Annotated in this window: 17 protein-coding genes; 7 read left to right on the top strand and 10 right to left on the bottom strand. The window is 69.2% G+C overall.

Annotated features, from left to right (window positions below):
• Nucleotides 1-332 precede the first annotated feature (332 nt).
• The 7 genes from M673_RS07005 to M673_RS06975 are packed head-to-tail and all read left to right on the top strand — an operon-like array spanning nt 333 to nt 7,639.
• Entirely contained in the window at nt 333-1,925 is a 1,593-nt protein-coding gene (locus M673_RS07005) for a TIGR04028 family ABC transporter substrate-binding protein (RefSeq protein WP_210178630.1), read from the top strand.
• Nucleotides 1,922-2,869 carry an ABC transporter permease gene (locus M673_RS07000; protein WP_061974794.1) on the top strand — a complete coding sequence of 316 codons (948 nt, stop codon included), beginning with the start codon at nt 1,922-1,924 and terminating at the stop codon, nt 2,867-2,869. Before M673_RS07005 ends, M673_RS07000 begins: the two co-directional genes overlap by 4 nt.
• Nucleotides 2,870-2,880: 11 nt before the next feature.
• Nucleotides 2,881-3,726, top strand: a complete 846-nt coding sequence (locus M673_RS06995) for an ABC transporter permease (RefSeq protein ID WP_061977713.1) — start codon at nt 2,881-2,883, stop codon at nt 3,724-3,726.
• Nucleotides 3,723-5,366 (top strand): dipeptide ABC transporter ATP-binding protein, encoded by a 1,644-nt coding sequence (locus tag M673_RS06990; RefSeq protein WP_061974791.1) that lies wholly within the window; start codon nt 3,723-3,725, stop codon nt 5,364-5,366. The genes M673_RS06995 and M673_RS06990 overlap by 4 nt, the downstream gene beginning before the upstream one ends.
• Complete coding sequence (locus tag M673_RS06985) at nt 5,363-6,385, top strand: putative FMN-dependent luciferase-like monooxygenase (RefSeq protein WP_061974789.1); 1,023 nt, start codon at nt 5,363-5,365, stop codon at nt 6,383-6,385. Before M673_RS06990 ends, M673_RS06985 begins: the two co-directional genes overlap by 4 nt.
• A gap of 25 nt (nt 6,386-6,410) precedes the next feature.
• A complete protein-coding gene (locus tag M673_RS06980; RefSeq protein WP_061974787.1) occupies nt 6,411-7,010 on the top strand; it encodes a CMD domain protein in 600 nt (199 codons plus the stop codon).
• Nucleotides 7,007-7,639 (top strand): alkylhydroperoxidase domain protein, encoded by a 633-nt coding sequence (locus M673_RS06975; protein ID WP_061974785.1) that lies wholly within the window; start codon nt 7,007-7,009, stop codon nt 7,637-7,639. The genes M673_RS06980 and M673_RS06975 overlap by 4 nt, the downstream gene beginning before the upstream one ends.
• Before the next feature lie 9 nt (nt 7,640-7,648).
• Here M673_RS06975 and M673_RS06970 read toward each other — a convergent pair whose 3' ends face one another.
• The 10 genes from M673_RS06970 to M673_RS06925 all read right to left on the bottom strand — a co-directional run bounded on the left by M673_RS06970 (nt 7,649) and on the right by M673_RS06925 (nt 19,236).
• A complete protein-coding gene (locus M673_RS06970) occupies nt 7,649-8,389 on the bottom strand; it encodes a pseudouridine synthase (protein ID WP_061974783.1) in 741 nt (246 codons plus the stop codon).
• Nucleotides 8,386-9,378 carry a class I SAM-dependent methyltransferase gene (locus M673_RS06965; RefSeq protein ID WP_082639215.1) on the bottom strand — a complete coding sequence of 331 codons (993 nt, stop codon included), beginning with the start codon at nt 9,376-9,378 and terminating at the stop codon, nt 8,386-8,388. Before M673_RS06965 ends, M673_RS06970 begins: the two co-directional genes overlap by 4 nt.
• Before the next feature lie 26 nt (nt 9,379-9,404).
• Nucleotides 9,405-10,571: a cystathionine gamma-synthase gene (locus M673_RS06960; protein WP_061974781.1), complete on the bottom strand. Its 1,167-nt coding sequence runs from the start codon at nt 10,569-10,571 to the stop codon at nt 9,405-9,407.
• Nucleotides 10,568-12,010, bottom strand: a complete 1,443-nt coding sequence (locus M673_RS06955; RefSeq protein ID WP_061974779.1) for a pyridoxal-phosphate dependent enzyme — start codon at nt 12,008-12,010, stop codon at nt 10,568-10,570. Before M673_RS06955 ends, M673_RS06960 begins: the two co-directional genes overlap by 4 nt.
• A 26-nt stretch (nt 12,011-12,036) precedes the next feature.
• Nucleotides 12,037-13,365 (bottom strand): LLM class flavin-dependent oxidoreductase, encoded by a 1,329-nt coding sequence (locus M673_RS06950; protein WP_061974778.1) that lies wholly within the window; start codon nt 13,363-13,365, stop codon nt 12,037-12,039.
• Nucleotides 13,366-13,455: 90 nt separating this feature from the next.
• The gene (epsC, locus tag M673_RS06945; protein ID WP_061974776.1) at nt 13,456-14,316 is read right to left on the bottom strand and encodes a serine O-acetyltransferase EpsC; all 861 of its coding nucleotides are present in this window, start codon (nt 14,314-14,316) and stop codon (nt 13,456-13,458) included.
• Nucleotides 14,317-14,328: 12 nt separating this feature from the next.
• Entirely contained in the window at nt 14,329-15,222 is an 894-nt protein-coding gene (locus M673_RS06940) for an ABC transporter permease subunit (RefSeq protein WP_082639213.1), read from the bottom strand.
• A complete protein-coding gene (locus M673_RS06935; protein ID WP_061974774.1) occupies nt 15,219-15,992 on the bottom strand; it encodes a taurine ABC transporter ATP-binding protein in 774 nt (257 codons plus the stop codon). The genes M673_RS06940 and M673_RS06935 overlap by 4 nt, the downstream gene beginning before the upstream one ends.
• A gap of 111 nt (nt 15,993-16,103) precedes the next feature.
• On the bottom strand, nt 16,104-17,114 hold the full coding sequence (tauA, locus tag M673_RS06930) for a taurine ABC transporter substrate-binding protein (protein WP_061974772.1): 1,011 nt from the start codon (nt 17,112-17,114) through the stop codon (nt 16,104-16,106).
• A gap of 268 nt (nt 17,115-17,382) precedes the next feature.
• Nucleotides 17,383-19,236 carry a putative bifunctional diguanylate cyclase/phosphodiesterase gene (locus tag M673_RS06925; RefSeq protein WP_187301306.1) on the bottom strand — a complete coding sequence of 618 codons (1,854 nt, stop codon included), beginning with the start codon at nt 19,234-19,236 and terminating at the stop codon, nt 17,383-17,385.
• Between the last annotated feature and the right edge of the window lie 304 nt (nt 19,237-19,540).

Below are 19,540 nucleotides of genomic sequence, written 5' to 3'. Positions count from 1 at the left end.
TTCAGCCCGCCGCCGATCCAGGCGATCGACACGCGAGGAGCGCGCCATCGGGCCACCACCTCCCCGGCAAGCCCATTCTCTCGAACACGGCCAAGGCGGAAGGATGTTTCGGCGCGCCTCGCTGCAACGAAACCACCGGCCTTCAAAATCCACCAATAGAGTAGACAATAAGGCTCAGTGAGGGAGGTCCAGCAGCGGCCTTGCAGGGCCTGGGCTCCCTCGTTCCGTCGCCCGGCCGCGTGCCGGCGCGACGGGGCGCCGCTTCTTGCCCGACGAGGAATGCCATGAGCCGAACCCCCTTCCTGACCGTCACCCGGCGCGGTTTCGGCCTCATGGCCCTGGGTCTCGCGATGGCGTCCTCGGCCGCCTTCGCGCAAGGGGCGCCGAAGGCCGGCGGCACGCTGATCTATCTCGAGCAGCAGCCGCACACGAACCTCTACCCGCCGGCCGGCGGCTTCTATCCCAATGGCGGCATTCTCAACCAGATCACCGACAAACTGACCTATCAGAACCCGCAGACGCTGGAGATCGAGCCCTGGATCGCCACCTCCTGGGAGGTCAATTCGGACTCCACGCAGTACACGTTCCACCTGCGGCCCGGCGTCACCTTCTCGGACGGCACGCCGCTCGACGCCGCCGCCGTGGCTCTGAACTACGACACGTTCGGCCTCGGCGTGAAGGAGCGCAACTTTCCCGTTTCCGAGGTCTCCAACAATTACACCCGGTCCGAGGTGATCGACCCGCAGACGGTGCGGTTCCACTTCAAGGCGCCGAGCCCCGGCTTTCTCCAGGGCACGTCGGTGATCGGCTCGGGCCTCGTGGCGCCGGCGACGCTCCAGCGCGGCTTCGCCGAGTTGGGCGACGCCACGAGGATCATCGGGTCCGGCCCCTTCGTGGTGGCAAGCGAGACGATCGGCACGGAACTCGATCTCAAGGCGCGGCCGGACTATAGCTGGGGTCCGGTCCGGCATCCGCACCAAGGCCGCGCACTTCTGGACGGCATCCGCTACGTGATCGTGCCGGAGGACGGGGTCCGCATCGGCGCGCTGGTCTCCGGCCAAGGCGACGTTGTGCGTCAGATTCAGGCCTATGACGAGGAGCAGGTGACCTCGCAGGGTTTCGCCATCCACGCGCCCTCGACGCGCGGCGTCAACAACAGCATCGTCTTCCGGCCCGATAATCCGCTGGTCTCGGACCTGCGCGTGCGCCAGGCTCTGCTGCACGGCACGGATACGGACGCGATCGTCAAGACGCTCTATTCCAGGAACTATCCCAAGGCCACCTCGATCATCGCCTCGACGGCGACGGGCTATGTCGACCTTTCCGCCAAGCTCGGCTTCGACCCTGCCAAGGCCGCCGCCCTCCTGGACGAGGCGGGCTGGACGCTCGGCGCGTCGGGCCTGCGCGAGAAGGACGGCCAGCCCTTGGCCTTCACCGCCTACGAATCCCTGCCCCAGCCGCAGAACCGGGCCATGCTGCAACTCGTCGCGCAGCAATGGGCGACGCTCGGCGTCAAGCTGACCGTGCTGGGCGGCGATGCGGGCAGCGCGGCCGCCGACAATCTCGACCCCGCCAAGACCGCCGTCTCCCCGGCCATGGTCGGCCGCGCCGATCCCGACGTCATCAAGAGCCAATACTACCCGAAGAACCGCAACGTCCTGCTGCAAACCGGCGGCGTCAGCGACAAGGTGAAGAGCTTCCACGACGACAAGCTGAACGGGCTGCTCGAGGCCATCGCCGCCGAGACCGACCGCGCCAAGCGCCTCGCCCTCGTCGCCGACGTGCAGACCTACGTCGTGGACGAGGCTTATGCGATCCCGATCTTCGAGGAGCCGCAGGTCTACGGCGCCGCGCCCTACGTCAAGGACCTGGGTTTCGAGGCGGTGGGCCGGCCGAGCTTCTACGGCGCGTGGCTCGACAAATGAGCGCGCGCTTCCTCGGTCAGCGCCTCGCCCAGGCGCTCTTCGTGCTTTGGGCAACCTTCACCCTCTCCTTCGTGCTCCTGCAGCTCATGCCGGGCGATGCGATCCTGATCCGCTTCGTCGGTGGCGACATGGGTCTCAGCCCCGAGGCGGTGGCCGGCATCCGCGCTTTCTACGGCGCCGACGCCCCGGTCTGGCAGCAATATGGGCAAACGCTTCTAAGCTTCCTCCGGGGCGAGTTCGGCTTCTCCATCGTCTCCGGCGTCTCGGTCGCGCAGGAGATCGCCGCCAATCTGCCCGCGACGCTCTGGCTCTCGGGACTGGCCTTCGCGGCGGCCCTCGCGCTGGCGGTGGCGATCGCCCTTCTCGCCAGCCTGCCGCCCTTCGCCTTCCTGCGCGAGACCTTCGCCTCGCTGCCGGGGCTGATGGTGTCGATTCCCGTGTTCTGGATCGGCATCGTGCTGATCCAGGTCTTCTCGTTCCGGCTCGGCCTCGTGTCGGTGATCGCGCCCGGACCTTGGGAACGACTGGCGCTGCCGGTCGCCGCCATCGCCGTGCCGATCGCCGCCCACATCGCACAGGTTCTGATCCGCAGTCTGGAAGCGGCCTCCGCCCAGCCCTTCGTCGCTGTGGTCCGCGCCAAGGGCGCCTCGCCCGCGCATGTCCTCTTCTACCACACGGTCCGCAACGCGCTCCTGCCCGTTCTCACCATCGGCGGCCTTCTGGTCGGCGAACTCCTGACCAGCGCCGTGGTGACGGAGGCCGTGTTCGGTCTGAACGGGCTCGGGAGCCTCGCCGTGCGCTCGGTGCGCAACCAGGACACGGCCGTGTTGCAGGCCATCGTCGTGATCTCGGCGCTCGCCTTCGTCACGATCAACCTCCTGGTGGATCTCACCTATCCGATCGTGGACCCGCGCCTGCGGCGCGGCGCCGAGGTGCCGGCATGAGCTCGACCCTGATGGAAGCGCCGCTCACCGTGGATCGTCCGGCGAAGCCGATAGCGAAGCGCCGCCGCCTCCCCCTCGGCCTGGCGCTGGCCTTGGCTGTGCTCGCTCTGGCGGCGGCTTTCGCCCTCGTGCCTTCGCTGTTCACCGATGCGAGCCCGATCGCGGGCATTCCCGGCAACCAACTGAAAGCGCCCGGCGCCCTGCACTGGCTCGGCACGGACGAACTCGGCCGGGACGTTCTGACCCGCCTCGTCTACGGCACCCGCTACTCGCTCTCCGGCGCAGTGATCGCGGTCGCCGTCGGCCTCGGCTTCGGCACACTGATCGGCCTCATCGCCGGCTCGCTGGGCGGGCGGGCGGACGCCGCCCTGATGCGGATCGTGGATGTCATGCTGGCGATCCCGAGCCTGCTTCTCGCCCTTTCCTTCATCGTCATCCTCGGCTTCGGCCATGCCCAGGTCGCGGTCGCCGTCGGCATCACTTCGATCGCGAGCTTCGCGCGCCTGGTGCGCTCGGAAGTGCTCGGCGTCCGGCGCTCGGACTATGTCGAGGCTGCCTTCGGCTCGGGCGGCAGCTTCGCCAAGGTGCTCTGGCGCCACGTGCTGCCCAACTCGCTGACGACCGTCCTCGCCTATGCCGCGCTGCAGCTCGGCTGGTCCATCCTGCAGATTTCCACGCTCGGCTTTCTCGGCTACGGCGCGCCGCCGCCGACGCCGGAATGGGGTCTGATGATCGCCGAAGGGCGCAACTATATGGCGCGCGCCTGGTGGCTCACCGTTTTTCCTGGCCTTGCCACGATCGCGGTCGTGCTCGCCGCCAACCGGCTCGGCCGCGCCCTATCGGGAGGAAGCCGATGAACGCCCCCCTGAACGCTGCTAGAGACGCCGCACCGCCGCTGTTGCGGATCGAAAACCTCACCGTTTCCTATGACGGGCGCCCCACGGTCCGCGATGTCGGCCTCAGCATCGCGCCCGGCGAGGTCGTCGCGCTGGTCGGCGAGTCCGGCTCGGGCAAGACCACGACCGCGCAGGCCGTGATGGGCCTTCTGCCCGCCAACGGCCGGATCGAGGCGGGGCGCATCCTCCTGAACGGCGAGGACATCGCCCGCTGGCCCGACCGGCGCCTCGCGGCGATCCGGGGCCGGGTCGTGAGCTTGGTGCCGCAGGACCCCGGATCGTCGCTCGACCCCATGCAGACGATCGGCGCGCAGCTGACCGAGATCTTCCGCTTGCATGGCAGACGCGACAAGGCAGCCAACCGCGAGGAGGCGCTGGCGCTGCTCGCCCGCGTCGGCCTGTCCGAGCCGGAGCTGCGCTTCCGGCAATATCCGCACGAGCTTTCCGGCGGCATGAAGCAGCGCGTCCTGATCGCCATCGCCCTGGCACTGAAGCCGGCGCTGGTGATCGCGGACGAGCCGACCAGCGCGCTCGACGTCACCGTGCAGAAGCGCATCCTCGATCTGATCGGCGATCTCAGCCGCGAAAACGGCACGGCCGTCCTTCTCGTCACCCACGATCTCGCCGTCGCCGCCGACCGGGCGGATCGGATCGTGGTCATGCGCGGCGGGCGGATCGAGGAAGAAGGGCCGGCACGGACCCTGCTGGCTGAGCCGCGACAGGCCTACACCAAGCGCCTCCTCAACGACGCGCCAGTCTTCTCGCCGTCCCGGCGGCCTCTTCCCGCGCCCGCTCGGCACGCCGATCCCGCCATCGTGGTGGACGGGCTGGTGCATGCGTTCGGCGGGGCGAAGACCGGCTTGCCGGCCGTGGACGGGGTGAGCTTTTCCGTCGCGCGCGGCACGACCCATGCGCTGGTCGGCGAATCCGGCTCGGGCAAGACCACGACGGGACGAGCCGTCGCCGGCTTTCTGAAGCCGACCGCCGGGCGGGTCACGGTGGAGGGCGAGGATGTAACGCGCCTGTCCGGCCAGCGCCTGCGCCAGTTCCGCCGCCGCATCCAGCTCGTCTACCAGAACCCCTTCGCCTCGCTCGATCCGCGCCAAAGCGTGGAGGGCATCGTCGAGGAACCGCTCCTGAATTTCGAGCCGATCGAGAAAGCAGAGCGCCGACGGCGCGTCGCCGCCACGCTGGAGCGGGTGCATCTCCCATTCGAGCTCGCCGCGCGGCGGCCAGCCGCCCTCTCCGGCGGCCAGCGGCAGCGCGTCGCCATCGCCCGCGCGCTGATCCTCTCGCCCTCGATCCTGGTGCTGGACGAGGCCGTCTCGGCGCTCGACGTCACCGTGCAGGCGCAGATCCTGTCGCTGCTCGGCGAACTCCAGCGCGATCTCGGCCTGACCTATCTCTTCATCTCGCATGATCTCGCCGTGGTGCGGGCCATCGCCGACAGCGTCAGCGTCATGAAGGCCGGGCGCATCGTGGAAGCGGGGCCGGTGGAGGCGGTGTTCCGCCATCCTTCCGAGCGCTACACGCGCCAGCTCGTCGAGGCCATTCCGGGCCGGCGACACCAAGTTCCGTCCGCAGAAGGCGCATTCGCATGACCAAACGCATCGGGTTCTTCACGCGGCTTCTGGACGATGCGCCACCCGCCGAGCGCTACCGGCTGGCGCTGGCGCAGGTGGTGGAGGCCGAACGGGTCGGCTTCGACGCGGCCTGGGTGGCGCAGCACCATTTCAATGGCGACGAGGGCGGTCTGCCCTCGCCCTTCGTGTTCCTGGCGTCGGCGGCCGCCGCGACCTCGCGCATCCGGCTGGGAACGGGCATCGTCACCCTGCCCATGGACGAGCCGATCCGCGTCGCGGAGGACGCGGCGGTTCTCGACCATCTGTCGGGCGGGCGGCTGGAGCTTGGGCTCGGCGCGGGCGGCACGCCCTCCTCCTTCGCGCCGTTCGGTCTCGACAGCGAGCAGCGCGGCCCGATCTACGGCGCGAAGGTCGAAACGCTCCGCCGCGCCCTGCGCGGGGAGGATCTCGGCGCCGGCAACCGCCTTTATCCGCCGGCCGGCAATCTCGACGCGCGCGTCTGGCAGGCGACCTTCTCGGCGGCGGGGGGCGAGCGCGCGGGCGCGGCGGGCGACGGTCTGCTTCTTTCGCGCACCCAGCCACGCCCCAAGGACGCGCCAGATGCCTCGCTGGCCGCGTTGCAGCTGCCGATCGTGGAGGCCTATCTCGGCGCGCTGCCCACCGGCATAGCACCCCGCATTCTCGCCTCGCGCAGCGTCTTCGTGGCCGACGATCGCGACGAAGCGCGCCGGCTGGCGGAAACGGGCCTTCGCCGTGTCGCCGCGCATTTCGCCGCGAGCGGCCACATCATCCTGGGCGACACGCTGGACGATCTCCTGCGCACCTTCGACAGCCATGTCGGCACGCCCGAGGAGGTGGCCGAGAGTCTGGCGAGAGACGAGACGCTCCAGCACGCGAGCGAGGTCTCGGTGCAGGTTCATTCGATCGACCCGCCCCATTCCTTCATCCTGCGCTCGATCGAGCTGTTCGCCACGCGCGTCGCGCCGGCACTCGGCTGGCGCGAATCCGCGCGCCTCGCCCTGGCGCGCGCCATCTGACCCTACCCCGGAGGAGAGCGACCCCATGACCGACCAAAGGCGGGACCTGATCGACGAACTGGCCGGCATCGCGCCCGGCTCGGCGCTCGACGCCATCCGCAGCCGCCGCGCGGTGGCGCGAGAGAATGCCCAGGCGAGCTACGCGCTGCTTCTCGACCCGAAGGAGCCCGGCGATTTCGAGGCGGGCGACCGGCGCGCCGTCGCGGCCTTCGTCGCCGCGCTGCACGGCGACGACGCCGTCACCGCCCATTACCGCGCGCTCCTGGGCGACGGCGGCCGGGCGGATGCGATCGAGCGCGAGGCCGAGCGCGCCGGCACGAGCGGCCCCTATGGCGCCTATCCGCCCGGCCCTCTCAGCGCCGAGGACCGCGCCGGGCTTCATTATCGCGCGGACGCGGCAGCCATCGCTGGTCTGGGCGAGCGGCTGGCCGCCGGGCTGGAACACGCCCATCTCCTCGTCTTCCACCCGCGCGACGCCAAGGCGGAAGACTTGGGCCGCCTGCTCTCGGCCGGCTGGACGCCGGACGCGATCGTCACCCTTTCGCAGCTCGTATCCTTTCTCGCCTTCCAGATCCGCGCGGCGATCGGCCTGCGCACGCTGGCCCGCGCCGGAGACGCCGCATGAACGCCCCGCTTCGCCCCTCGCCCGCCGCCGATCTCCTGCATCATCCCGAGAACCGGGAGCCCAACGCCTTCACGCAGGAGGAGTTGGGCTGGCTGCCGGCGCTGGCGCCGCTCGCCGTGGAGGAGCTGACCGAGCGCCATTACGAGGGCCTGACGGAACGCAGCCGCGCGCAGTCGGCCTATTTCCGCCTCCTGGCGCGAGACCCGGAGGTGCTGGGCGCGCGCACCCGCACCGACAAGGACATCTTCTACAACAGTGAAGGCGGACTGCCCCGCGCCGAGCGCGAGCTGGCGGCAACGGCCGTTTCCCGCGTCAACGGCTGCATCTACTGCGCCTCGGTTCACGCCCGCTTCGCCACGCGCCATTCCAAGCGCCAGGCGGATGTGGATCGCCTCCTGAAGGACGGCACGGGTGCTCGGCTGGACCCGCGATGGGACGCAGTGGTGGAAGCGGCCGCCCGGCTGACCGAAACGCCGACGCGCTTCGGCGAGGCCGAGATCGCCAAGCTGCGCGCGGCGGGCCTGGCGGACGACGAGATCGTCGACCTCGTTTTCGCCTGCGCCTTCTTCAACTGGGCCAACCGGCTCATGCTGTCGCTGGGCGAGCCCGAGGCGCCCAGCCGAGTCTGACGCTCCCTGTCAGGAGCCGGCGAAGATGGCGGCGATCTCCGCCTCGCCAAGGCGGCGGACGCCCCCGGCCTCCAGATCGACCGGCAGCGCGAGGCCGCCGACCGACTCGCGGTGCAGCGCCTCGACATGGTTGCCGGTCGCCGCGAACATGCGACGCACCTGATGATAGCGCCCTTCGTGGACCTGCAGGACGGCTTCCCGCTCGCCCACCACGTCCAGCTCGGCAGGGGCGAGCGGCTTGGTCTCGCCTTCCAGCATCATCGTGCCGGAGGCGAAGAGCGCCGCCTCGCCGCCGGCGAGCGGCCGGGCGAGATGGGCGCGGTAGCGCTTGGCGACATGCCGGCTCGGCGAGATGATGCGATGGAGCAGCGCGCCGTCGTCGGTCATCAGAAGAAGGCCCGAGGTTTCCTTGTCGAGCCGGCCCACCGTCGAGATGGCGGGATCGCGCCGCCGCCAGCGCGACGGCAGGAGATCGTAGACCAGCGGCCCCGCTTCCTTATGGGAGCAGGTGACGCCGAGCGGCTTGTTCACCATCAGAATGAAGCCCGGCAGCGGGTCCAGCGCCTCGCCGTCCACCCGAAGCCGGGTTTCGAGATCAGGCGTGAGCGCGATGCGCTCGTCGGCCCTCGCCAGCGGCGCGCCGTCCATGAGGATGCGGCCGTTCTTGGCCAGAAGCTGGATCTCGCGGCGCGAGGCATAGCCCATGTTGGCCAGCAGCTTGTCGAGGCGGGAGGTCGGGGTCTTGGTCATTTGCGCGCTTCGAAGATCTTGTAGCCGGCCTCTTCCACCCGCGTCTCGACGCTGCGGAAACTCGTTCGCAGCACGTCCTCGTAGGGCATGTGCCGGTTGGCGACGAGAAGCAGCGTGCCGGAGCGGCGCAGCATGCGGGCGGCGGCCGTGATGAAGGCTTGGCCGAGGCCGCGATCCTCGATCCCCTCGGCATGGAAGGGCGGGTTCGAGACCACGAAGTCGAGATCGCCGAGGCCCGTTTCGCGCGCGTCGACCCAGAGCACGGCGGCGCGCGGGTCGGCGACGTTGAGCCTCGCCGCCTCCACGGCGCGACGATCGATCTCGACCAGCGTCAAGGCCTCGATCTTGGGCGAGGCGAGCACGGCCTTGGACAGGATTCCGAGCCCCGCGCCGAGATCGGCGCCCCGCCCGGCGAGCGGCGGCAGATGGCGCAGAAGCAGCGCCGAGCCGGGGTCGATGCGGTTCCACGAGAAGATGCCGGGCTGCGAATGGAGTTCGATCGCCTCGACGAAGCTGGGCGAGCCTTCCGCGATGGCTTCCGCCAGCCCCTTCGGCTCGGCGGGCTTCTGCGTACCGCAGATGCGCTGGCGCGCCTTGGAGCGCTCGGCCACCTCGCAGCCGAATGTTTCCAGCTCGGCGCGAAGGCGCTGGCCGCCCTTGTCCTTGGGCGCGAGCACGGTGAGCGCGCCGCCGGGCGCGAGCGTGCGCAGCGCCTGGGCCAGGACATAGCGGCGCTCGATCGAGCCGGGCGGCGCCGCAACCGTCAGCGCGTCCAGCGCGCCGTCGGCCAGGGCCTCGAAGGCGCCGCCGCCGGGCCGCAACGGCGAAAGCTGCAAGGCGCCGTCCGGCACGTCCACGAGGTCGGCGGGCGGCGCGCCATAGACGGCGGCTCGCGGCGAAAGGGGGGAAAGGATCTCGGTCACGCCCGTGCCATAGCAGCTTTGGCGCAGCGGCCGAAACCCCAGTTCGACCGGCGGCAGAGCCGACATGACGGCTCTGCCTCGGCCGAAAAGCCTCAGGCGGACAGCGCCCCCTCCAGATCGGCGATCAGGTCGTCCGCGTCCTCGATGCCGACCGACAGGCGCACGAGCGAATCCGAGATGCCGATCGCGGCGCGCTGCTCAGCCGGGATGCTGCCATGGGTCATGGTGGCGGGATGCTCGATCAGGCTTTCGACGCCGCCAAGACTTTCGGCCAGGGTGAAAAGGCGCGTGCGCTCCAGAAAGCGCTTGGTGCCGGCGAGATCGCGGTCGAGTTCCACCGAGATCATGCCGCCAAAGCCCGCCATCTGGCGCCGCGCGACCTCGTGCTGGGGATGGCTGGCGAGCCCGGGATAGAGCACGCGGCGGACATCGGCGCGCGCTTCCAGCCATTCGGCGACGCGCTGCCCGTTCTGGGAATGGCGCTCCATGCGCAGCGCCAGGGTCTTGATGCCGCGCAGCGCCAGGAAACTGTCGAACGGGCCGGAGATCGCGCCAATGGCGTTCTGAAGGAACTTCAGCCGGTCGGCCAGATCGCGGTTCTCGCCCACCACCGCGCAGCCGCCCACCATGTCGGAATGGCCGTTCAGATATTTCGTGGTGGAATGGACCACGATGTCGATGCCGAGTTCCAGCGGTCGCTGAAGCGCCGGGCTGCAGAACGTGTTGTCGGCGACGGTGATGAGGCCGCGCCGGCGGCCGATCTCCGCGATCGCCTCCAGATCCACGATGCGCAGCAGCGGATTGGTCGGCGTCTCGATCCAGAGAAGCCGCGTTTCGGGTCGGATCGCCGCTTCCACGGCCTTCGGGTCGGTGAAGTCGGCAAAGGTCACCTCGAGCCCGGCCGAGCGTTTGCGCACCCGCTCCAGCAGGCGGAAGGTGCCGCCGTAGATGTCGTCGGTCGCCACGATATGCGCGCCGGAATCGAGAAGCTCCAGCACCGTCGCGATGGCCGCCAGCCCTGATGCGAAGGCGAAGGCCGCGCTGCCGCTTTCGAGATCGGCCACCGCGCGCTCGAAGGCGAAGCGCGTCGGGTTCTGCGAGCGGGCGTATTCGAAGCCCTTGTGGACGCCGGGGCTTTCCTGCGCATAGGTCGAGGTGGCGTAGATCGGCACCATCACCGCCCCCGTGGCCGGGTCGTGCTGCTGCCCGCCATGGATCGTGCGGGTGGCGAAGGCGGGGCGGTTGCGGCTTTGGCTCATGGGGCATGCCTCAGGTGGTTGATGAGATCGATCCGGGTCACGAGGCCGACGAAGCTTTCGCCGTCCATGATGATGGCAACCTCGTTCCGGTCGAAGACGGGCAGCAGCGCGTCCAGCGTCTGCGTCGCCTGCAGTGTGTGGACATCGGCGGTCATGGCGCCGCGCACGGCCGAGTTGAAGCGGTCCCACCGCCCCTCCACCGGCCCTTCGACGCGGGCGAGAATATCGCCCTCGTCGATGATGCCGACGAGCCGCCCCTCGTCGAGAACCGGTAGCTGCGAGACATCGGCCCGGCGCATCCGCCCATAGGCGTCAAGCAGGCTGTCGGCGGGCGAGACGAAGACCGTCTCACCCCGCAGGTGCAGCCGCGCCACGAGATCGCTCAAGTTTCCATGGTGCTCGCGCTCGGTCAGCCCCTGCTCGGCCAGCCAGACATCGTCGAAGACCTTGGAGAGATATTTGTTGCCGGAATCGCAGACGAAGCTGACCACGCGCTTCGGCCGGTCCTGCTCGCGGCAATAGCGCAGCGCCGCCGCCAGCAGCGTGCCCGTGGACGAGCCGCCCAGAATGCCCTCTTTGGCCAGGAGGGCGCGCACCGCCGACATGCTCTGCCGGTCGGTCACGCTATAGGCCTTGGAGACCAGCGAGAGATCGGCATTGTCGGGCACGAAATCCTCGCCGATCCCCTCCACCGTCCAGCTTCCGACCTCCTCCATGTGCCCGGTGCGCACCAGCGGCGCGAGCACGGAGCCGGCGGGGTCGGCCAGTACCATCTCCGTCTTGGGCGAAACGCGCGAGAAGAAGCGGCCGAGCCCGGTCAGCGTGCCGCCCGAGCCAACGCCGACCACCACGGCGTCCACGTCCCCCTCCAGCTGGCGCCAGATCTCGGGCCCCGTCGTGCGCTCATGGGCGCTGGGATTGGCGGGGTTCTGGAACTGGTTGGCGTAGAAGGCGCCGGGCGTCTCGCGCGCGATGCGCTCGGCCATGTCCTGATAATATTCGGGGTGCCCCTTGCCGACATTGGAGCGGGTGAGATGCACCTCGGCGCCGAGCGCCCGGAGATGCTGCACCTTCTCGCGCGACATCTTGTCGGGAACCACCAGCACGATGCGGTAGCCCTTGGGCACGCCGACCTGAGCCAGACCGAGGCCCGTGTTGCCGGCGGTGGCTTCCACGATCGTGCCGCCGGGGCGAAGCAGGCCGCGCGCCTCGGCGTCGAGAATCATCGAGCGGGCGATCCGGTCCTTGATCGAACCGCCCGGGTTCTGGCTTTCCAGCTTCAGGAACAGGCGGCAAGGGCCGGTGTCGAACCGGGTGAGCTCCACCATCGGCGTCTGCCCGATGAGATCGAGCACCGAGCGGAAGGGTGGGGAAAGGCGATCGAACTCCGGTTCGCTCGGGGCGTGAGTCTGGTTCTGGGTCGGGGCGGAATGCGACATGGCTAGGGTCCGAAACGCTTGCGGGGTCAGCCGGGAAAGAACCGGTTCGGCGGCCGTGGCAGGCCGAGATTTTCGCGTAAGGTGGCCCCCTCGTAGGCGCGGCGGAAGATGTCGCGCCGCTGCAATTCCGGCACGACCTTGTCGACGAAGTCGTCGAGCCCTTCCGGCAGGTAGGGGAACATGACGTTGAACCCGTCCGAGCCGCCCGTCTCCAGCCATTCCTGCATGGCGTCGGCGATCGTCCCCGGCGTGCCGACGAAGGACAGGCCACCATAGCCGCCGAGCCGGCGGGCCAGCTGGCGCACGGTGAGGTTTTCGCGCGCCGCCATCTCGACCACCCGCTCGCGCCCGCTCTTGGAGGCGTTGGTGTCGGGAATGGCGGGCAGCGGCCCGTCGGGGTCGAAACGGCGCGCGTCGGTGCCAAGCTGGCTGGAAAGCGCGTCGATGGCGCTTTCGTAATCCACCAGCGCGTCGAGCCGCTCGCGCTTCTCTAGCGCCTCCGCGTCGCTCTCGCCCACCACCACGAAGGCGCCGGGCAGGATCTTCAGATGGTCGGGGTCGCGGCCGATCCGCGCCATGCGCCCCTTCACGTCGGCGTAAAACTCACGTCCGTCCTCCAGCCGGGTCGGCGCGGCGAAGACGAGTTCGGCCGTCTCGGCGGCCAGCTGCCGGCCGGGCTCGGAGGCGCCCGCCTGCACGATCACCGGCCAGCCCTGCACCGGCCGCGCGATGTTGAGCGGCCCGCGCACCTGAAAGAACTCACCCTTGTGCGCGAGCACATGCATCCGCTCCGGGTCGAGATAGGTGCCGATCGCCGCCTCGCGCGGGAAGGCGTCGTCGGCAAACGAGTCCCACAGGCCCGTCACCACATCGAAGAACTCGCGTGCCCTTCGGTAGCGGCTGGCATGGTCGAGATGCTCCTCAAGACCGAAATTGAGGGCAGCGTCCGGGTTCGAGGTCGTCACGATGTTCCAGCCCGCCCGGCCGCCGCTCAGATGGTCGAGCGAGGCGAAGCGGCGGGCGACGTGGAAGGGCTCGTCGAAACTCGTGGACGCGGTGGCGACGAGGCCGATGCGGCTGGTCACGCTCGCCAGCGCCGACAGGAGCGTGAAGGGCTCGAACGAGGTCACCGTGTGCGAGCGCCGCAGCGCCTCGCGCCCGATATTGAGAACGGCGAGATGGTCGGCCATGAAGAAGGCGTCGAAACAGGCGCTTTCCAGCCGCCGGGCGAGATAGTGCAGCCGCTGAAAGTTGAAATTGGCGTCGCGCCACGCCCCGGGATAGCGCCACGCGCCGGCATGGATGCTGACCGGGCGCATGAAGGCCCCGAGCTTCAACTGCTTGGGAGGTGACATCGATGGCTCCATGACGGGGCGAAGGCACGCGTGGAAAGATCGGGCGGACCGGCCTCATGTCCAGCCGGGGCGAAGCCTCGAAAGCGGCAGCTAGAGGCCGACGTCGAAGACCATCTGGTCCATGGTCTTTGAGGGTTCGGCGCAGCCCGCCGTGCCGACAATGCGCGCCGGGACACCGGCGACCGTCGTGTTGGCGGGCACGGACTGGGTGACCACCGAGCCCGCGCCGATGCGCGAGCAATGCCCGATCGCGATCGGCCCGAGCAGTTTGGCGCCGGCGCCGATCAGCACGCCGTGCCCGACGCGAGGATGGCGCCGCCCGTCCACCGTCTCGCCCGGCGCCTCCGAGGCGCCGAGGACGACGCCCTGCAGCATGGAGACATTGTCGCCGATCTCCGCCGTTTCGCCGATCGAGACGCCCGTCGCGTGATCAAGGAACATGCCCCCGCCGATGCGAACGGCGGGATGGATCTCGACCTGAAACATTTCGGCCGATCGATCCGCCAGATAGAGCGCGAGGTCGCGGCGACCCTTCAGCCAGAGCCGATGGGCGATGCGATGCGTCTGCACGGCGTGGAAGCCCTTGAAATAAAGGAGCGCGTCGAGCGCGCTGGCGGTCGCGGGGTCGCGGTCGACCAGCGCCGCGAGGTCGAGCCGCAGCGCGCGGCCGATCTCGGCGCTCTCTTCGGCGGTTTCCAGAAAGATGACGCGCAGAAGATCAATCGGCAGCGTTCCCGCGATGCGGCTCGCCAGGCGCTGCATCAGCGCCCCTTCCAGCGAAGACTGGCCGAGAATGGTGGACAGGACCAGCGAGGCCAGGGCCGGCTCCTTGCCCAGAACCGCCTCCGCCTCGCGCCGCAGCCGTGCCCACCAGAAGTCGGTCGCAGCTAGGCCGTCCACCAGGGCGACTACGCCCTCGACCCGGCTCCAGGGGCTCTGCCCGTTGGTCATCCCGCGCTTCCCCTATCCGCCGACACGCCCGGCCCAGGGCACGAAGCGCCGCTCCAGCCAGCGCAGCGTCGCCTCCAGCGCGAAGGCGACGGCTGCGATCACCAGAATGCCCATGACCACGATGTCGGTCGCCAGATATTGCGAGGCGGACTGGATCATGAAGCCGAGGCCGGCGCGCGCGCCGATCAGCTCGGCCGCGACGACGGTGGACCAGCCGGCGCCGAGCGCGATGCGAAGGCCGGTGAGAATGCCGGGCAGAGCGCTCGGCAGGACGACGTGACGGATCACTTGGCCGCCGCTGGCGCCAAGCGCACGGGCGGCGTTGACGCGCTCTCGCGAAACGGCGCGCACGCCGGTGGCGGTGGAGATGGCGATCGGCGCCAGCATGGCGAGCCCGATCACCAGAAGCTTCGAGGCCTCGCCGATGCCCACCCAGATGACGACGAGCGGGAGATAGGCGAGCGGCGGGATCGGACGCACGAATTCCAGAAGCGGATCGATGACGCCGCGCGCGAAGGGGCTGAGGCCGATCGCAAGGCCCATCGGCACGCCGACGACGGCCGCGCCCGCGAGCGCGCCGAAGACGCGCCCGACGCTGGCCAGGAGATGGCTCGGCAGCGTCGCGTCGACATAGCCCTCGCGCCAAACCGCCACGAACTTGGCCAGCACAGCCTCCGGCGAGGGCAGGAAGAGCGGCGGCACGAGGCGCAGGCTCGCCGCCAGCCACCAGGCCAGGAGCACGAGAAGGATCGTGGCGAGGCTGAGGAAACCCCCGCGCAGCGCGAACGGCGGCCTTGCCGCGCTTACCCTCTTGCCCAGATTGGCGCCCTCGCCCCGATCGGTCGCGGGCAGGTCTGGCACGGTCAGAACGTCGGGCAGCGCTTCGGACGGATCGACAGCGCTCATGCGGCCACCCTTTCATGGATTGCGTCGGCCAGCGCTTCGCGCGCGGCGGCAAAGCGGGGGTCGCGGCGAATGTCGCGCAGCGGCTCGCCCGCCAGCTGCCGGGCGCCGAAATCCACCGCTAGCACGCGGGCAACGCGGCCCGGCCCCGGCGCCAGAACGACGATCCGCGTGCCGAGAACCAGCGCCTCGTCGATCCCGTGCGTGACGAGCAGGACGCCCGCGCCACTGCCGGCCGACGCCTGAAGGAGCAGCCCCTGCATGGCTTCGCGGGTCATGGCGTCGAGCGCGCCGAGCGGCTCGTCCATCAGGAGGAAGTCGGGTTTGCCGGCGAGCGCCCGCGCCAAGCCGACACGCTGGCGCATGCCGCCCGACAATTCCCAGATCCGCCGATCGGCCTGACCCGCAAGGTCCATGCGCTGGAGCAGCGCTTCCGCTTCGCGTCGCCGCGCGTGCGCGGGCACGCCGCGCAGCTTGAGCGCGAAGGCGACATTCTCTCCGACGCTCATCCAGGGAAACAGCGCGTCGTCCTGAAACACCACAGCCCGGTCCGCGCCCGGTTTCGTCACCGGCGCGCCGTCCACCAGAACCCGCCCGGTCGAGGGCGCCTGGAACCCGGCCGCCATGTTCAGCAGCGAAGTCTTGCCGCAGCCCGAGCGCCCGACCAGCACGACGACCTCGCCCGATCCGACCGTCAGCGAGACATCGCGCAGAATCAGCGGCCCCTCGGGCGCGTATCGCAGCGAAACGGACTCGATCGAGAGATGGCGCATGGCCTTGCCTCCGGAAGCGAAAATGAAAAGGGGGACTGCTCCCGCCCCGTGCGGGAACAGTCCCATGAGGGCGCGCCGGGGAGGACAGCGTGCCGCTCTATGGAAGGGCCGCTAGTTTCCGGCTTGGGAGCGCTCGAAGAAGCGCGTGGTGACATAGGGGCCGTAATCGTCCAGCACCGCGTCGATCTTGCCCTGCGCCTTCAGGAAGGCCGAGGTCTTGGCGATCGCCGCCGCCGTGCCGCCGCCGAGCAGATCGGCCGACACCTGCTCGGCCGGACCAGGCAGGACATAGCCCTTCAGAAGCGCGGGCACGTCCTCGACCTTCGCGCCGGACAGGCGGGCGATCTTGGCGGCTTCGGGCGAAGCGGGCCCCCAAGCCTCCGGCTTGGCATTGTAGGTCTCGTAGGCCCGGCTCGTGGTGGCGACGAAGGCGCGCACGGCGTCGGGATGCGCCTGTGCAAAATCCTTGCGGACGATCCAGGCGTCGAAGGTCGGCGCGCCCCAGTTGGCGACCGTGGCGGAGGTCACCACGACCTTGCCGCTGTCCTTGATCTGGCCGAGCGCAGGGTCCCAGACATAGGCGGCGTCGATGTCGCCCCGCGCCCAGGCGGCGGCGATCTCGGGCGGGCGCAGATTGAGGATGTCGACGCTCTTCGGATCGACGCCTTCATGCGCCAGCGCCGCGAGAAGGCTGTAATGCGTGGTGGAGACGAAGGGCACGGCGACCTTCTTGCCGGCGAGATCCTTGATCGACGCGATGCCGGACCCCTCTCGCGCCACGAGCGCTTCGGAGTCGCCGATCAGGCCGACCACGAAGATCGTTTCGATCGGCAGTTCGCGGCTGGCGGCGGCCGCGAGCGGGCTGGACCCGACATAGCCGATATCCACCGCACCGGAGGCGACGGCGGCGATCACCTCCGCGCCGGAATCGAACTTGCGCCAGTCGATCGCGGCCTTTGCGGCCTTCTCGTACGCGCCGTCCGCCTGCGGAACCTTGGAGGGCTCGACCACCGTCTGGTAGGCGACGGTGAAGGACAGGTCCTCCGCCCGGGCCGGGGCCAGCGACAGGAGGCCGAGGGCGACAGCGGAGCCAAGCAGCGTGCGACGGGAGAAGCGGGGCATGACTTCCTTTCCGCGGAGATCAGCCGCGTCGTTGGCCGCCGGAGGCGGTGGAAGTCCCAAAAGGCGGTGGCGGAAAGCCAGCCGATGGGACCGGAGCCCCATCAGTCTACCGTTTCACTTTCCTTTCGCAGCGTCGAACTTTCCCAAATCCGGCGGCCTTGCCGTCTTTTTCGACTAGGGATGCCGGCCCCGCCGCGATGTTCGTTCCCGCGAGGCGGGATGGCGGCCCTTTGAAGCAGCCTGCGCCGGCGGTGCCAGAGGAAGTTCGTCAATCGCCCCGGAATTCGGGCGCGGGTCGCCGGTCGAGCGGAGAAAGGGAGACCCTGCGCCTCGCCGGCCGAGGCCGCGTGGCCTGCCAGGCGACGAGTTGGTCGATCGGCATGGGCTTGGCCAGGAGATAGCCCTGGTAGAGGTCGCAGCCGATCGCCTCCAGGAAGTCGAGCTGGGACGCGTCCTCGACCCCTTCCGCCACGCATTGCATATGCATGGACTTGCAGAAGGCGACCACCGCCGACAGGAGTTCGCGCCCCTCCCCGTCCCCCGCGCCGGCGACGAAGCTCTTGTCGATCTTCACCTTGTCGATGGGAAGCCGGCGCAGGTAGCTCAGGCTCGACTGGCCGGTGCCGAAATCGTCCAGCGCGATGCCGACGCCGAGCGAGCGCAGGAGGCGGATGGAGGTCTCAGCCGCGTCGAAGTCCCGCACCACCGCCGTTTCCGTCAGCTCCATGATGAGCCGAGAGGGTTCGACGCCCGAGCGCCGCACCAGGGCGAGAATGCCCAGCACCGTTTCCTGGCAGGTGATGTCGTGGGCCGACAGGTTGAACGAGAGCTTCACCTCAGGTGGCAGGTGATCCAGGCAGCCCAGCGCCTTTCCCAGCAGCGTCAGCGTCAGACGATGGATGATGCCGGCGCGCTCCGCCAGCGGAATGAACACGTCCGGCCGCACCTTGCCCAGGCGCGGGCTGTCCCAGCGCGCCAGGGCCTCGACGGCGATCGTGGTTCGGTCGGCAAGGCTGCTGATCGGCTGGAGATGGACCTGCATCTCGGCATCGAGATCGGCCGTCTGGAGCGCGCCCTCCACTTCGCGCTCGGAGCGGATGCGGCTGGCATGCTCGGAAGAATAGAGCATGGCGAAGCCGCGCCGCTCGTTCTTGGCCATGTAGAGCGCATAGTCGGCCCCGTCATAGAGGGCGCGGGCCGTGCCCGGCACGTCGCGTGTCGTGGCGATGCCGCAGGACGCGCCGATCGAGACGGTGATCTCTCCCAACCGAAACGGGTTCGACAAGGCTTCGCAGGCCCGCGCGGCAAGCGCCAGGACAGCGGCCTCCTCTCCCTCGGCCACGAAGGCGAACTCGTCGCCCCCAAGGCGTGCCACCATGGCCTTGCCCTCGAAGGTCTCGGCCAGACGGGCGCCGACGGACTCCAGAATCTGGTCGCCCAGGAGATGGCCGAACGTGTCGTTGGCGGCTTTGAAGCGGTCGAGGTCGATGACGCCGATGGCGAGGTCGAGCCCGGCGGCGCGGCACCGCGCGATGTCGCTGTCGGCCTGCGCGAAGAATAGCCGCCGGTTCGGCAGACCGGTCAGCATGTCGGTGTGGGCGAGCTTGGTGACTTCGCGGTTCAGCCGCTCGGTTTCGGCCTGGGTGCGGATAAGCTTGGTGAAGCCGTTGAACGTGTTGAGCAGGACGCGGATCATGACCAGCGTGACGAGCAGGATGTTGAGCGCGATGGCGCTGTAGACGGCGTCACTTGGCGAGACGTAGCAGGCGAGATAAGGCAGCGTCACGATCGCCGTCACCAGCATGGCCGCCTGCGGCAGGTGCATCAGGCAAAAGATGCAGCCGATCACCGTGATGGCGACGAAGATGGCGACATGGGCGTGCAGGTGGTCCGTGCCATATCGGCCAAGCCCCAGCGACCAGCAGATGCAGCCCAGCGCGATGAGCGTGCCCAGAACGGTGGTCCGCCGCAGCGAGCGAAGCGTTTCCTCGCCCGACAAGGGCACGGCGGGCTTGCGCAGCCACTTGACCATGCGAACGACGCTGACCAAAACGAGGAGGCAAGGGATCCACACCGTCATCCAGTCCGGCGCCGTGCCGAAATGAGTATAGGCGACGGCCACGGCGCTTGCGCTGAGCAGGGCATAGAGCAGTGGAATCTGCCGCTGAAGTTCGCCGAATTGCGCTTGCGCGAGGGTAGGATCGACCGAGCGGAGGGTCAGCCACCGAAAAAATCTTTTCGCAACGATCATGGTCACCCCCGCCTGCTCCATAGGATAGAGGAGCGGGGTAAAATCGGCGTTACATCATATGCTTGCTTCGGTAGCTGAATGCAGGTTTTGCCGTAAAGCGATGCGAAACCCCGACCCATACTTGCCTCGCATAGACCCCCACATCGGCTTGAAACCGTCTATCGAAACGATCCGA

The organism is Aureimonas sp. AU20 (assembly GCF_001442755.1).
Taxonomy (GTDB): domain Bacteria; phylum Pseudomonadota; class Alphaproteobacteria; order Rhizobiales; family Rhizobiaceae; genus Aureimonas.
This window is presented reverse-complemented; position numbering and strand designations above follow the sequence as displayed.

Excerpts from the sequence above, each read along its gene's own strand:
- M673_RS07005 (WP_210178630.1), top strand. The coding sequence starts at position 333 with ATGGCCCTGGGTCTCGCGATGGCGTCCTCGGCCGCCTTCGCGCAAGGG.
- M673_RS07000 (WP_061974794.1), top strand. The coding sequence starts at position 1,922 with ATGAGCGCGCGCTTCCTCGGTCAGCGCCTCGCCCAGGCGCTCTTCGTG.
- M673_RS06995 (WP_061977713.1), top strand. The coding sequence starts at position 2,881 with ATGGAAGCGCCGCTCACCGTGGATCGTCCGGCGAAGCCGATAGCGAAG.
- M673_RS06990 (WP_061974791.1), top strand. The coding sequence starts at position 3,723 with ATGAACGCCCCCCTGAACGCTGCTAGAGACGCCGCACCGCCGCTGTTG.
- M673_RS06985 (WP_061974789.1), top strand. The coding sequence starts at position 5,363 with ATGACCAAACGCATCGGGTTCTTCACGCGGCTTCTGGACGATGCGCCA.
- M673_RS06980 (WP_061974787.1), top strand. The coding sequence starts at position 6,411 with ATGACCGACCAAAGGCGGGACCTGATCGACGAACTGGCCGGCATCGCG.
- M673_RS06975 (WP_061974785.1), top strand. The coding sequence starts at position 7,007 with ATGAACGCCCCGCTTCGCCCCTCGCCCGCCGCCGATCTCCTGCATCAT.
- M673_RS06970 (WP_061974783.1), bottom strand. The coding sequence starts at position 8,389 with ATGACCAAGACCCCGACCTCCCGCCTCGACAAGCTGCTGGCCAACATG.
- M673_RS06965 (WP_082639215.1), bottom strand. The coding sequence starts at position 9,378 with ATGTCGGCTCTGCCGCCGGTCGAACTGGGGTTTCGGCCGCTGCGCCAA.
- M673_RS06960 (WP_061974781.1), bottom strand. The coding sequence starts at position 10,571 with ATGAGCCAAAGCCGCAACCGCCCCGCCTTCGCCACCCGCACGATCCAT.
- M673_RS06955 (WP_061974779.1), bottom strand. The coding sequence starts at position 12,010 with ATGTCGCATTCCGCCCCGACCCAGAACCAGACTCACGCCCCGAGCGAA.
- M673_RS06950 (WP_061974778.1), bottom strand. The coding sequence starts at position 13,365 with ATGTCACCTCCCAAGCAGTTGAAGCTCGGGGCCTTCATGCGCCCGGTC.
- epsC (WP_061974776.1), bottom strand. The coding sequence starts at position 14,316 with ATGACCAACGGGCAGAGCCCCTGGAGCCGGGTCGAGGGCGTAGTCGCC.
- M673_RS06940 (WP_082639213.1), bottom strand. The coding sequence starts at position 15,222 with ATGAGCGCTGTCGATCCGTCCGAAGCGCTGCCCGACGTTCTGACCGTG.
- M673_RS06935 (WP_061974774.1), bottom strand. The coding sequence starts at position 15,992 with ATGCGCCATCTCTCGATCGAGTCCGTTTCGCTGCGATACGCGCCCGAG.
- tauA (WP_061974772.1), bottom strand. The coding sequence starts at position 17,114 with ATGCCCCGCTTCTCCCGTCGCACGCTGCTTGGCTCCGCTGTCGCCCTC.